Source organism: Seonamhaeicola sp. (assembly GCF_028281565.1).
Lineage (GTDB): Bacteria > Bacteroidota > Bacteroidia > Flavobacteriales > Flavobacteriaceae > Seonamhaeicola.
Map to the genome: position 1 here is coordinate 44,085 of NZ_JANQJQ010000041.1, position 13,126 is coordinate 57,210.

General features: G+C 37.1%; 12 protein-coding genes. 10 read left to right on the forward strand and 2 right to left on the reverse strand.

Annotated elements, in window-relative coordinates; translation table 11 throughout:
- Positions 1-111: 111 nt before the first annotated feature.
- Together Q0983_RS16360 and Q0983_RS16365 are read left to right on the forward strand one after the other, a co-directional pair.
- Entirely contained in the window at positions 112-1,215 is a 1,104-nt protein-coding gene (locus Q0983_RS16360; protein ID WP_299555785.1) for a hypothetical protein, read from the forward strand.
- Between the two features lie 75 nt (positions 1,216-1,290).
- Positions 1,291-2,430 (forward strand): DUF2911 domain-containing protein, encoded by a 1,140-nt coding sequence (locus Q0983_RS16365; RefSeq protein WP_299555786.1) that lies wholly within the window; start codon positions 1,291-1,293, stop codon positions 2,428-2,430.
- A gap of 1 nt (position 2,431) precedes the next feature.
- Here the strand turns inward: Q0983_RS16365 and rlmH are convergent, their stop codons facing one another.
- Positions 2,432-2,905, reverse strand: coding sequence for a 23S rRNA (pseudouridine(1915)-N(3))-methyltransferase RlmH (rlmH, locus tag Q0983_RS16370; protein ID WP_299555787.1), 474 nt, complete (start codon positions 2,903-2,905; stop codon positions 2,432-2,434).
- Between the two features lie 128 nt (positions 2,906-3,033).
- On the opposite strand from rlmH, the gene nadC reads away from it, so the two are divergent.
- The 4 genes from nadC (at position 3,034) to priA (ending at position 7,795) form a co-directional block, all read left to right on the forward strand.
- On the forward strand, positions 3,034-3,891 hold the full coding sequence (nadC, locus tag Q0983_RS16375) for a carboxylating nicotinate-nucleotide diphosphorylase (protein ID WP_299555789.1): 858 nt from the start codon (positions 3,034-3,036) through the stop codon (positions 3,889-3,891).
- 84 nt (positions 3,892-3,975) lie between these two features.
- A complete protein-coding gene (locus Q0983_RS16380) occupies positions 3,976-4,902 on the forward strand; it encodes a YihY/virulence factor BrkB family protein (protein ID WP_299555791.1) in 927 nt (308 codons plus the stop codon).
- A gap of 2 nt (positions 4,903-4,904) precedes the next feature.
- Positions 4,905-5,330 (forward strand): DUF2147 domain-containing protein, encoded by a 426-nt coding sequence (locus Q0983_RS16385; RefSeq protein WP_299555793.1) that lies wholly within the window; start codon positions 4,905-4,907, stop codon positions 5,328-5,330.
- A gap of 11 nt (positions 5,331-5,341) precedes the next feature.
- Positions 5,342-7,795: a primosomal protein N' gene (priA, locus tag Q0983_RS16390; protein WP_299555794.1), complete on the forward strand. Its 2,454-nt coding sequence runs from the start codon at positions 5,342-5,344 to the stop codon at positions 7,793-7,795.
- Positions 7,796-7,803: 8 nt separating this feature from the next.
- Here priA and Q0983_RS16395 read toward each other — a convergent pair whose 3' ends face one another.
- A complete protein-coding gene (locus Q0983_RS16395) occupies positions 7,804-8,499 on the reverse strand; it encodes a LytTR family DNA-binding domain-containing protein (RefSeq protein ID WP_147131013.1) in 696 nt (231 codons plus the stop codon).
- A gap of 198 nt (positions 8,500-8,697) precedes the next feature.
- On the opposite strand from Q0983_RS16395, the gene rpsF reads away from it, so the two are divergent.
- The 4 genes from rpsF to Q0983_RS16415 all read left to right on the forward strand — a co-directional run bounded on the left by rpsF (position 8,698) and on the right by Q0983_RS16415 (position 13,113).
- On the forward strand, positions 8,698-9,036 hold the full coding sequence (rpsF, locus tag Q0983_RS16400; protein ID WP_299555811.1) for a 30S ribosomal protein S6: 339 nt from the start codon (positions 8,698-8,700) through the stop codon (positions 9,034-9,036).
- Between the two features lie 2 nt (positions 9,037-9,038).
- Positions 9,039-9,335, forward strand: coding sequence for a 30S ribosomal protein S18 (gene rpsR, locus Q0983_RS16405; protein ID WP_299555813.1), 297 nt, complete (start codon positions 9,039-9,041; stop codon positions 9,333-9,335).
- Positions 9,336-9,348: 13 nt separating this feature from the next.
- Positions 9,349-9,801 carry a 50S ribosomal protein L9 gene (gene rplI, locus Q0983_RS16410; RefSeq protein WP_299555815.1) on the forward strand — a complete coding sequence of 151 codons (453 nt, stop codon included), beginning with the start codon at positions 9,349-9,351 and terminating at the stop codon, positions 9,799-9,801.
- A 132-nt stretch (positions 9,802-9,933) separates the two neighbouring features.
- Positions 9,934-13,113 carry a TonB-dependent receptor gene (locus tag Q0983_RS16415; protein WP_299555816.1) on the forward strand — a complete coding sequence of 1,060 codons (3,180 nt, stop codon included), beginning with the start codon at positions 9,934-9,936 and terminating at the stop codon, positions 13,111-13,113.
- Positions 13,114-13,126 lie beyond the last annotated feature (13 nt).

Genomic DNA, 13,126 nt, shown 5'->3' on the forward strand with positions numbered 1-13,126 from the left:
AGTAACAAAAGTCGTTAAATTAAACCTTGTGTCCAAGAATGAACGGTTTTGCACCAATTTGTTTGCATTATTGTGCGGGTGATTTTTCAATTTTATTAAAAATTTTAAATCATGCAAAAATATTTAAAGTCAATTGGTTTGTTCTTAGTGTCCGTAAGTTGTTTTTCGCAAAACAGGATTCCTATTGATACTATGCACTGGGACATTAAAGCAAAGTCGTATGTCATTGAGAATTATAAGGGAAAGAAAGCTATCTACCTACAAGCAGGTTCTATGACATTAAAAGACAGTGTTTTTTTAAACGGTACAATAGAATTCGATATTTATCTTAAGGAAACCCCGGCATTTCCGGGGGTGTATTTTAGAGCCGGTGGCTTTAATGGGGAGCAGTGGTATATGCGGCCTCATTTATCCGGAAAACCGGATGCCAATCAGGCAGCTCCGATTATTAACGGGATATCACCCTGGCAACTCTGTTTTGGGCCAAAATACTCGTTCCCGTATCATTATAAATATGACAACTGGACCCATGTCAAACTGGTTGTTAAAGATGATAAGGCCCAGGTGTTTTTGGACTATTCAGAAGAACCAAACCTGTCATGGAAATTGTTTTTACCCGCTAAAGGGGGAGAAATAATACTTCGGGGAGGTAACCTGGAAGCGTTCCATATTGCCGATATAAAAATTAATAGGAAGGAAGCTAAACTGATCAACTACAAACCTGTAGAACGAAAGCCCATAGAAGGCCTTGTTCCGGAATGGGAGCTATCGGATATGTTTGAAAGAAAGCTTTTGGATAACCCGCTAAATATCCCGGATGTGATAAAAAAGAGAAGCTGGGGAAGAAAAATTCAAGTTGAAGAAGGTACCGCAGCAAATATTTCAAGACAACAACGGTTGTTTAATGGCGAACCGGGAGAAACAGTTTTTGCAAAAATTGTCATTCATTCCGAAGTAGATCAGATGAAGCTTTTTCATTTTGGCTATAGTGATGATGTAGTGGCCATTTTAAATGGAACACCCATATATAGGGGCACAAATAAATGGCGGTCCAGGGACTACAGGTATCTTGGGACCATCGGGCTTTTTGATGCTATTTATCTTAACTTAAAAAAGGGTAAAAACGAATTGTTAATGGCCGTTTCTGAGAATTTTGGAGGTTGGCTAATAACCGGGAAATTTGATACCACAGATGGTATATCTATCGCAAAATAATGTCATTAATGAACTTAAGGGCAGAAGGAGAGCACCTGATACTATAAAACAGTAAAAATCAAAAGCTAAACAATTATGAGTTCAAATAATCCATTTATAACAGTTACAAAGTCATTAAAAAACATCCCCCTCTTTTTATGTGTCTTATTAATGACATCCGGTTTGGTTTTAGAAGCACAGGATGTTCAGAATTCAAGGCGCATGAGCCATAAAATGGAAATAGCCAGGGTAGTGGGAACTACAAAAATCAGCATGACCTATCATAGTCCAAAGGTTCAGGGACGGAAAATCTTTGGAGGTATAGTGCCATACGATTTTGTGGTTGATAACAAAGAATATCCCTGGAGAGCCGGTTCAAATAACAGAACCATAATTGAGTTTGAACACAATGTGACCATTAATGGTCAGGAACTGCCGGCAGGTAAATATGGCCTTTTGGTTTTGGTTAATGAAAAAGAATGGACTTTTATTTTTTCAACCGATTATAGTTGGGGCGCATTTAATTATAATCCGGAAAATAATGTCCTAAGAATAAAAGCTAAGGTGAAAAACAGAGTATTTCAGGAATGGTTGAGTTATGATTTTGTTGACCCTAATCCGGAAAGCGCAGGCATTGAATTAAGATGGGAAAACGTTTCTGCCGGATTTACAGTTGGTTTGGATGTGTCTGAAAATATTTTGGCAGATTTAAGAGATAAAGAAGATAAAACAGCTCGTGATTACAGAGTCATGGCGATAGAGACCATGAAAAAAGACCCAGGCAAATTAGAAGAAGCACTTATGTATTTAGAAAAAGCCTTAAGCAAGGTACATACGTTAGAGGGCGATTATAAACAGGCGGAAACTTTTTTCATTAATATTCTCAAATCAGATTACTTAATTTCCAAGGGAGCTATTGAAGAGGGGAAGTCACTAAAACAAGAAACCATAAAAAGTTCACAGGGATTTAATATGTATTATTATGCTTTAAATACTTTAATCGTTAAAGGCGACAGAGAAGAAGCTTTTAAGTTACTTACAGCTAATATGGAAACCAATCCAAAACAGTGGCAGGCTTATTTGGCTATGGGAGAGTATTATCTAAAAGCGAACAATCAAAAAAAAGTAGTGGAAAATTTTAAAAGAGCCTATGAATTAGCGCCTGATCCCTCTAAAAATTATACCAGATATTTGTATTTGCAAAACAAGCTGATCTTAGAAAGAAGTGCTCCCTAAATTACCTGTGGTGATACGGTTCGTTTTTTAGAATAGTAAACCCTCTGTACACCTGTTCAATAAAAAATAACCTAACCATTTGATGCGAGAAAGTCATTTTTGACAATGATAATTTTCCGTTGGCCCTTTGATATACCTCTTGAGAAAACCCATAAGGCCCGCCAATAACAAAAATCAGTTGCTTGATACCGGAATTCATGTGTTTTTGTAAATAAGATGAGAACGTAACAGAGTCAAACTGTTTTCCGTTTTCATCCAGCAGTACTAAGGTGTCAGAATTATTTACTTTGCTCAATATCAGGTCACCCTCTTTTTGTTTTTGCTGGCCTTCACTCAGGTGTTTAGACTTTTTCAAGTCAGGAATAATTTCAAAAGAAAACTTTATATAAAACCCTAAACGCCTGGTATAATCATTTATAAGTGACTGTAATTCATTATTATCGGTTTTGCCAATGGCAATTAGTTTTATCGTCATAATATCAAAAATATAGGTTTCTGTTTACGAAATTTTTATTTAAAATTGGAATAAATAATAATTTCGCAAAAGTAAAATTTAAAAAAGTAAATCTATTTATTATTTTTGTTCCAAACCAACAAAAAAATATGATTACACAAGAGCATTTTGATCAGGAAGTCAGATCTATTATTGCTAATGCTATTAGAGAAGATGTTGGAGATGGCGATCATAGTTCTTTAGCCTGTATTCCGGAGAATGCCAGAGGGAAGGCTAAACTTTTAGTAAAAGATAAAGGTGTTATAGGAGGGGTTAATTTTGCGAAGAAAATTTTTGCTTACGTTGACAAAAACTTAAAACTGGATGTACGTATTGAAGACGGAACTGAGGTGACCTACGGTGATGTGGTTATGTATGTTGAAGGGCCCTCACAATCTATCCTGAAAGCTGAGCGTACTGTGCTTAACTCCATGCAAAGAATGAGTGCCATTGCTACAAAGACCAGGCAGTTTGTAAACCTGGTTAAAGGCACCAATACTAAAATCCTGGATACCAGAAAAACAACACCGGGTATTAGGGTGTTGGAAAAATGGGCGGTTAAAATAGGCGGTGGTGAAAACCACAGATTTGCTTTATATGATATGATTATGCTTAAAGACAATCATATTGATTTTGCCGGAGGCATTACCAAGGCCATTGAAACGTCTAAACTGTATTTGAAAGAAACGGGTAAGGACTTAGATATTATGGTAGAGGCCAGAAATTTAAGTGAGGTGGAAGAGATCTTGATGAATGAAGGTGTGTACCGTATCTTACTTGATAATTTCGATTACGAAGATACCAGGAAGGCAGTTGAAATGATCGGAGATAAATGCTTAACAGAATCTTCGGGCAATATAAACGAAACAACCATCAGGCATTATGCGGAGTGTGGCGTAAACTATATTTCCTGCGGGGCACTTACCCATTCCGTTCATAATATGGATTTGAGTCTGAAAGCGATGTAGAAGTTTTATTTAGAAAGGTATTATAGTATTTCTTATTTCTTAAGGTCAGATTTTAATAACTTTGTGGTTTAATACAAGTGATTTATGACCAAACCCATTGAAGACAAACTAGACAACATTCCTGTTATAAATGTCTTGGTGCGGTTCTTAAAAAAAATTAAGCTTCCCGGGTTAGAAGGGTTGTCTCTCTACGATTTATTAGAGCTTTACATTATTGGTATCGCAAAAGGCGCATTGACCACAAGAGCCAGTGCTATTGCGTTTAGCTTTTTTATGGCTTTATTTCCTTTTTTACTGTTTGTATTATTCATTATTCCATATATCCCGGTAGAAGGCTTTAAAACAGATTTTTTAGGGTTTTTAGAATCGTTTTTACCACCCAATACGTCCGATTTTTTTATCCACAACATTTTTGAAAATATAGACCAGTCACAGAGAGGCGGATTATTATCGTCCGTGTTTGTATTGTCTATCGCTTTAATGGCTAACGGGGTGAATGCGGTATTTTCAGGGTTTGAATATTCATATCATGAACAGTTGACCCGAAACGTGTTTAAACAATACATGTACGCGTTGGGGATTGCTTTAATATTGGCGTTTTTATTGATAATAACCATTGCGTTTTTAGGGTACTTTCAAATCTATATTGTTCAGGAACTGTTGGAAGTGCTGGAGGTGGATGCTCAAAATGTATTTTGGGCTAATTTTGCGCAATACCTGTTCTTTATCATTATGATCTATTTGGCTACGGCCACCTTGTATTATTTTGGAACACAGGAAGGAAAGCATTCTAAATTCTTTTCAGTAGGTGCACTTTTTACCACTTTGCTCATCATGTTGTCATCGTACTTATTTGGGATCTATATTGAGAATTTCGGGCAATACAATAAACTGTATGGTTCTATTGGGGCTTTATTGATTCTTTTATTTTATCTGTGGCTAAATGCCAATATTTTACTTTTAGGGTACGAGCTAAATGCATCGTTAAATAAGTTAAGAAAAAGGTGCTGATCATGAAGTTGTTTTTCTGTACCATATTATTTTTTTTAGTGTCATCTACCCTGCAATCTCAAGATGTTTTTGGAAAATGGAGGACGATAGACGGTATAACGGATGAAGCAAAATCAATAGTTGAGATTTATGAAGATAACGGGAAGGTTTTTGGTAAAATAGTAGAGATATTAAATCCTGAACAAAAGGGCGCCTTGTGTAAAAAGTGTTTTGGAGAGGAAAAAAACAAACCGGTTCTCGGTTTGGTATTGATAAAAAATATGGAACGTGCTGGGAAATATTATAAGCGGGGAACCATTTTTGATCCGGAACATGGAAAAAGGTTTAGATGCCGGTTAATGCTTACCCAAAACCCCAATATTTTACAGGTTAGAGGATATGTAGGCTTCCTGTATGCTACGCAATACTGGAAACGTGTTATCAATTAATGCTATAGAAGTTGAAGTTCTTTATAGATGTAATACTGCCCATACCGTTACAAAAGCTATTTACCTATAGCATCACTTCCGCGGAAGCTGATTTTTTAAAAACAGGCATGCGTGTTGCAGTGCCTTTCGGAAAATCTAAAATTTATACCGGTATTGTTTTTAATGTTCATACGGAAGCCCCTTCAGCTTATGAAGCTAAAGAGATTCACCAAATTTTGGATGAAGTACCTGTTGTCAATCAAATACAATTGGAATTATGGCAGTGGATTGCAAAATATTATATGTGCACTTTAGGCGATGTGATGCGTGCTGCTTTACCCGGGGCCTTTGTTCTAGAGAGTGAAACGGTTGTAACAAAAAGTTCGGTTAAGAAACTTGACGAATCTTCATTGAAAGATGATGAGTTTTTAATTTATGAAGCCTTACATCATCAATCGTCTTTAAAAATTCATGATATTTCCGGTATTCTTGATAAAAAAAATGTGCTTCCGGTAATTAAAAGGCTTATTGAAAAGGAAGCTATTACAGTTGAAGAAGAAGTCTATGAAAAGTACAAGCCTAAACTGGTGCGATATGTTAAGTTGCATGCTAATTTTTCTTCGGAAGACGCTTTGCAGGATTTACTGGATAAATTAAGCAGGGCCCCTAAGCAACGCGATGTCATCATGACCCTGTTTTCATTGTCTGCCACAACGAAGAAACCGGTAAAGGTGTCTGACCTATCAGGTGAAAGCGGAGCATCATCTCAAATCATAAAAACGCTAATTGATAAAGATATTTTGGAGGACTATTTTATTCAGACGGATCGGGTGCAATATTCCGGTGATGAAAATGAAGCATCCAAAACCTTAAATGAACACCAGGAAGCAGCTTTAAAAGCTATAAAGACAGCTTTTAACAATAACCATGTTACACTGCTGCACGGCGTAACATCGTCCGGTAAAACGGAGATTTATGTAAAACTCATTGAAGACGTTATTCAAAAAGGGCAACAAGTGTTGTATTTGTTACCTGAAATAGCATTAACAGCGCAGTTGGTGAATAGGTTGCAGAATTATTTTGGAGAAAAAGTAGCTATTTTTCATTCTAAGTATTCCGCTCATGAACGCGTTGAGGTGTGGAATAACGTTTTGAATAACGCTTCGAAAGCGCAAATCGTTTTAGGGGCCAGGTCCTCTATATTTTTACCGTTTAGTGATTTAGGGCTCATCATTGTTGATGAAGAGCATGAGCAATCCTTCAAGCAATTCGACCCGGCACCCCGATATCATGCCAGGGACACGGCAGTAGTATTGGCATCCATGCATAAGGCCAATACATTGTTGGGATCCGCTACCCCAAGTTTGGAAAGTTATTTTAATGCGAAACAGGGGAAGTATGGTCTGGTGGAATTAATGTATCGATACAACAATGTATTGATGCCGGATATTGAATTGGTTGACATTAAAGATAAGTTGAAACGCAAGCGCATGAAAGGGCATTTTAGTGATAGGCTTATTGAAGAAATGACCGAAGTCTTGGCCGAAGGACAACAAATTATATTGTTTCAAAACCGCAGGGGGTTTTCTCCGATTGTTGAATGTAATACCTGCGGGCATTCCCCGCAATGTCCCAACTGTGATGTGAGTTTAACCTATCATCAATACAGAAATCAGTTGCGTTGCCATTACTGTGGCTATAACATGGCTATGTTACAGGATTGTATGGCTTGCGGTAGCCCGGATTTGGATAATAAAGGTTTTGGTACCGAACAAATAGAAGAAGAAGTAAAGATCTTATTTCCAGAGGCTAAAGTAGCCAGAATGGATTTAGATACTACCAGGGGAAAGTATGGTTATGAAAAGATCATCACCGCCCTGGAGCAACAGGAAATAGATATATTGGTTGGTACTCAAATGCTTACCAAAGGGTTGGATTTTAGAAATGTAAGGCTGGTTGGTATTATGAATGCAGACAATATGCTGAACTTCCCGGATTTCAGAGCGCATGAACGAAGTTTTCAATTAATGGTCCAGGTGTCGGGTAGAGCAGGGCGTACCGAAAAAAGAGGTAAAGTTTTGATTCAAACCTATAATCCGTATCACAATATCTTGCAGCAGGTATCTACAAACAATTATATGGAGATGTTCAAGGAGCAAATGAACGACCGGTATAATTTCAAGTATCCGCCGGTTTATAAACAGATAAAGATCACATTAAAACATAAAGACTACAATAGGGTGGAAGCCGCGTCTATTTGGTTTGCAAAGTCGTTACGGCAATTTTTCGGAGAAGCGGTTTTAGGGCCGGAATCACCACCAATTGCCAGGATAAGAAATCAATTTCATAAAAATATCCTGGTGAAGATCCCTAAAAAGCAATCCTTATCAAAAACAAAAGAAGCTATCATTAAAATAAACAATAGCTTCTTGAGTATAAAAGATTTTCGGTCGGTAAAAGTAATTTTAAATGTCGATAACTTTTAATTTGATGTTTAAATATTATTTAAAGCGTCAACCAATTGTGTCTTTTTGTTTCTACTTAAAGGAATTTCATAAGCCCCAACTTCAACATTTTTACTGTTAAATCTGTCAATCTTATCAAGATTTACAATATAGGATTTGTGGATTCTTAAAAATTTACCTTCAGGTAATTCGGCTTCAAAAGCTTTCATTGTAGATAACACTACCAAGCTTGTTTCTTCTGTAACTAATTTTACATAATCACCCAGTGCCTCAATCCATTTAATATCTTTAATATAAACCTTACGTTTTTTAAGGTTACTCTTAACGAAGATATGTTCACCCTCTTCTTCGTTTTGATTCATTAATAATCTGTGGTGTTCTAAAGCTTTTTCTACGGAAGCATTAAAGCGTTCTCTGGTGATTGGTTTGTGTAAATAATCGGTAGCATCATAATTAAACGCTTTAAAAGCATATTCTGTTTTACCGGTTACAAAAATAATTTGGGGTTTCTTGTTTAATACGTCCAGAAGTTCAAATCCGTTCAGAACTGGCATTTCAATATCTAAAAAGATAAGATCAACCTGATGCGTATTCAACCCGTTTTTCGTTTCTAAAGCACTACTGTACTCTGCAATTAAGTTAAGAGAAGGGTGATTCTCGACTAACTTAACTATAGAGAGACGTTGTATTGCTGAATCGTCTACTACTACACAGTTTAAAGTCATAACATTTGTATTATTTCGGTTAAGATATCGACAATAGTACAAAAAATTCCGCCAAAAACCAAAAAACATCGACAAACAACACGATTTAACAAAATTTTAACATTTTGGAAAGTGTTGCAATATAATAAATTTAATGTTGTTTTATATGTATATATTAATTATTTTTGCACCCAATTTTTAACAATTAAATAGATTTTTATGAATCATTATGAAACTGTTTTCATCTTAAATCCCGTTTTATCTGATGATCAGATAAAGGAAACAGTAAAGAAATACGAAGATTTTCTTGTTTCAAACGGCGCTAAGATGGTATCAAAAGAAGATTGGGGGCTGAAGAAATTGGCCTACCCGATCCAGAACAAGAAAAGTGGCTTCTATCACTTATTTGAGTACACCGTTGCCGGTGAGGTCATTAATAACCTGGAGTTAGAGTTTAGACGTGACGAGCGTTTTATGCGTTATTTAACGGTTAAGTTAGATAAGCATGCTATTGCTTGGGCGGAAAGAAGAAGAGAAAAACTTAAACAAAAAGCGTAATTATGGCATCTATAGAGCAACAATCAAAAGGAAAAAAAGACGGAGAGATCAGATATTTAACTCCGCTTAATATTGAAACCAGCAAACAAAAGAAATATTGTCGTTTCAAAAAATCTGGAATTAAGTATATAGATTACAAAGACCCGGACTTCTTATTAAAGTTTGTAAACGAACAAGGTAAAATTTTACCAAGACGTTTAACAGGAACCTCATTAAAGTATCAAAGAAAAGTGTCTGTAGCTGTAAAAAGAGCGCGTCACTTAGCTTTAATGCCGTATGTAGCTGATTTATTAAAGTAAAATACCGATAACAATGGAACTTATATTAAAACAAGACGTTGAGAATTTAGGATTTAAAGACGATGTTGTAACAGTTAAGAACGGTTACGGTAGAAATTTTTTAATCCCAACAGGAAAAGCTATTTTAGCTACGGTTTCTGCTAAAAAAGTATTAGCAGAAAATTTAAAGCAAAGAGCTTTTAAAGAAAAGAAGATCATTGATGATGCTAATGCCACGGCAGAAGCGTTAAAAGCATTAGAAATTAAAATAGCTTCTAAAGTAGGAGCAGGTGACAAATTATTTGGTTCTGTTAATAATATTGATTTAGCAGCGGCATTAGATAAAGAAGGTCATGCCATAGATAAAAAATTCATCAATGTTATTGGTGGTAATGTAAAGCGTTTAGGTAAATATACTGCCATTATTCGCCTACACAGGGAAGTATCTGTGGAATTACCATTTGAAGTAATTGCACAGGCAAAATAATATTAACAGCTAGTTAATAAAACATTATTGTTAAAAAAAGGCTACTCGAAAGAGTAGTCTTTTTTTTTGTTATTTTTGGTATTCGCATTTTCTATGCGTGCATAACAGACTAACTCATTTAAAACAAACCGAATGAAGAAAACAATCCTATCCATTTTTTTCTTGTTTTTTTGTGTCCTTGCTTTTTCGCAGGTAACAACATCAAACATTAAGGGTCTTATTCTAGACCAAAATTCAGAACCGCTTCCCGGGGCTAATGTAGTAGCTATTCATACGCCAACCGGTACCAAGTATGGAGCAGCTTCAAACATTGACGGAAGATTCAACTTATTAAACTTAAGAGTTGGAGGTCCTTACAGTATTACCATTAGTTTTATTGGTTACCAGGAACAAACGTTTAATGATGTGTTCTTAACATTAGGTAAAACGCAGAATATTGATGTAACCCTGGTAGAGGACAGTCAGCAATTGGACGCGGTAGTTATTCAGGGTACCGGAGGTACAGGGACTTTTGGTAGTGACCGTACCGGAGCTGAGACCAGTGTAGGAAGGCGAGAGCTAACCAGGTTGCCAACCATTTCCAGATCTCAGTCAGATTTCACCAGATTAGAACCCACAGCAAGCGCAGGGTCTTTTGGAGGTAGAAATGATCAGTTTAACAACTTCTCTTTAGACGGGGCTATTTTTAATAATCCATTTGGATTGGATGCTGCCACCCCTGGTGGTCAAACCAGTGCACAGCCTATTTCACTGGATGCTATAGATCAGATTCAGGTCACTACGGCACCTTATGATGTTACCCTCTCAGGTTTTACTGGAGCCTCGGTTAATGCAGTAACCAAAAGTGGTACTAATGAATTCCATGGAACGGTATATGGCTTTTACAGGGATGAAACCATGACCGGTAAGAAGATTAGAGGTGAAGAAGTAACGCGTCCGGACTTAAACCAAACACAATACGGCGTAAGTATTGGCGGACCAATAATTAAAAACAAATTATTCTTCTTTGTTAATTATGAAAGTGATGACAGAGATGATCTGGGAACTAATGGCTGGGTGCCAAATACGGGCTCCGGAGCTATTAATGAGTCCAGGGTTACTGAATCAGATTTGATGGCAGTTCAAAGCGCGTTGGCTACTTTGGGCTATAATACCGGTGCTTATGAAGGATTTACCTATGCTTCAAAATCTACTAAAGGGATTGTTAAATTAGACTGGAATATCAATGATAATAACCGTTTGGCAGTTATTTATAACTGGTTGGAAGCTTCAAAGGAAAAACCGGCGCATCCAACAGCCCTTGGTTTTAGAGGGCCCAATGCAGCCACATTACAGTTTGAAAATACAGGTTATGAGATCAATAATAATTTAAAATCTGTACAAATAGAATTAAACTCTACGCTGTCAGAGAATTCAACTAACAAGCTTCAGGTAGGATACACACACTTTGATGATTTTAGAAATCCGTTGTCCGTACCGGCCCCTACTATAACGATTTTAGAAGGCGGGTCTAATTATATTATTGCCGGTCATGAACCATTTTCTATCAATAACAGGTTAGATCAAAAGGTGCTTCAGTTTACAGATAATTTAAACTTTTTTACAGGAGACCATACGTTTACCATCGGTACCTCATTTGAAAAATTTGAATTTGATAACTCTTTTAACCTGGGAGCCTATGGTGCCAGGGGGGTGTTTTTCCCGTCTTACGGAAGTGTAGCCGATTTATTGGCTGATGCAGCTCCGGGCGGTGGATTAGAAGCCATGTTGAATGACGCTACAGCAGCACATGCTTCTTTGGCAGCTAATGGCGAAGGTAATGCCGGAGGTTGGGCCCTGGCAGAAACTAACGTCGGACAATTGTCATTTTATGTTCAGGATGAGTGGAACGTGACCGATAGATTTAAACTAACTTACGGGTTACGTTTTGATAAACCCTTATTCTTCGACTCTGCAGAAAAAGCGCAGGATGTTATTGATCTGGCCTGTTGTTATGTGCCATCAATGCCTCTTTATAACCCAAATACCAACAGTTCCACAACATTGGATAATACCAAAATGCCTAATAATGACTGGTTGATCTCTCCCAGAGTTGGTTTTAACTATGATGTAAATGGCGACCAAACCTTACAGTTACGTGGAGGTTCCGGGTTATTTACCGGTCGTTTCCCTTTTGTGTGGTTAGGTAACCAAATAGGTAACCCCAATGCCTTTTTCTGGCAGGTGGTTGACCCTGATTACAAGTTCCCACAAGTTTGGAGAACGAATTTAGGAGCTGATAAAAAGCTTGAAAACGGTTTGATTTTAACGGCTGATGTGTCTTATACCAAAGATATTAACGGCGCTCATGTGCAAAACTGGGGGTTAAGACCGCCGTCAGGAACTTTGTCCGGAGTCGATAACCGTCCTTACTACACGGATGCTGATATGCTTAATTTCTTCGGAATTGGGGGAGGCCCATTTGTGTTCAGTAATTCTGATAAGGGACGAATTTGGAACGCTTCCGTTAAGGCTCAAAAGACCTTTGAAAATGGTTTATATACCATGTTAGCTTATAACTACCTCAATTCAAAAGATGTGAACTCTATTGAGGCAGAAATTACCGGGGATGCTTTTGTATTTAATCCGGCATTAGGAAATGTTAATAACGACGTGTTATCCTATTCAAAATACGGTGACACACATCGTTTTATAGGTGTTGCCAGTAAAAAGTGGACCTATAGCAACGATAAAATGGCTACTACCATTTCTACATTCTTTGAGTATGCCCAGGGTGGCCGTTTTAATTACACGTATGGAGGGGACTTAAATGGAGATGGTTCCGGTTTAAATGACCTTATATATATTCCGACTGCCAGTGAAATTGGTCAGATGCAGTTTGCTGATGCGGGTGATGCAGCAGATTTAGAGGCTTATATTCAGCAAGATGATTACTTAAGCGAAAGAAGAGGCCAGTATGCCGAGCGTTATGGCGCTTTAGCTCCCTGGAGAGGTCGTTGGGATATCAAATTTTTACAGGATTTTAATATTAGAATAACTGAAGATAAAACCAATACCATACAGTTAAGTGTTGATATTTTGAATTTTGGTAATTTCTTAAATTCAGACTGGGGCGTTATTCAGCAACCTAATAATATTCAGCCAATTGGTGTTACGTTCCCGGATGCAGATCCTGATCCGGGCAATTATGTTCCGGACAGAACGCAGGCACCTATCTATTCGTTCAATGATGATTTATCAGATACATTTGGATACGATTCCAGTTTGTTGTCTCGTTGGCAGATGCAAGTAGGATTACGTTACATTTTCTAGAATACTAGTCATA

Bases quoted from the DNA above. Each gene is read 5' to 3' on its own strand.
- Q0983_RS16360 (WP_299555785.1), top strand. From the start codon at position 112: ATGCAAAAATATTTAAAGTCAATTGGTTTGTTCTTAGTGTCCGTAAGT.
- Q0983_RS16365 (WP_299555786.1), top strand. From the start codon at position 1,291: ATGAGTTCAAATAATCCATTTATAACAGTTACAAAGTCATTAAAAAAC.
- rlmH (WP_299555787.1), bottom strand. From the start codon at position 2,905: ATGACGATAAAACTAATTGCCATTGGCAAAACCGATAATAATGAATTA.
- nadC (WP_299555789.1), top strand. From the start codon at position 3,034: ATGATTACACAAGAGCATTTTGATCAGGAAGTCAGATCTATTATTGCT.
- Q0983_RS16380 (WP_299555791.1), top strand. From the start codon at position 3,976: ATGACCAAACCCATTGAAGACAAACTAGACAACATTCCTGTTATAAAT.
- Q0983_RS16385 (WP_299555793.1), top strand. From the start codon at position 4,905: ATGAAGTTGTTTTTCTGTACCATATTATTTTTTTTAGTGTCATCTACC.
- Q0983_RS16395 (WP_147131013.1), bottom strand. From the start codon at position 8,499: ATGACTTTAAACTGTGTAGTAGTAGACGATTCAGCAATACAACGTCTC.
- rpsF (WP_299555811.1), top strand. From the start codon at position 8,698: ATGAATCATTATGAAACTGTTTTCATCTTAAATCCCGTTTTATCTGAT.
- rpsR (WP_299555813.1), top strand. From the start codon at position 9,039: ATGGCATCTATAGAGCAACAATCAAAAGGAAAAAAAGACGGAGAGATC.
- rplI (WP_299555815.1), top strand. From the start codon at position 9,349: ATGGAACTTATATTAAAACAAGACGTTGAGAATTTAGGATTTAAAGAC.
- Q0983_RS16415 (WP_299555816.1), top strand. From the start codon at position 9,934: ATGAAGAAAACAATCCTATCCATTTTTTTCTTGTTTTTTTGTGTCCTT.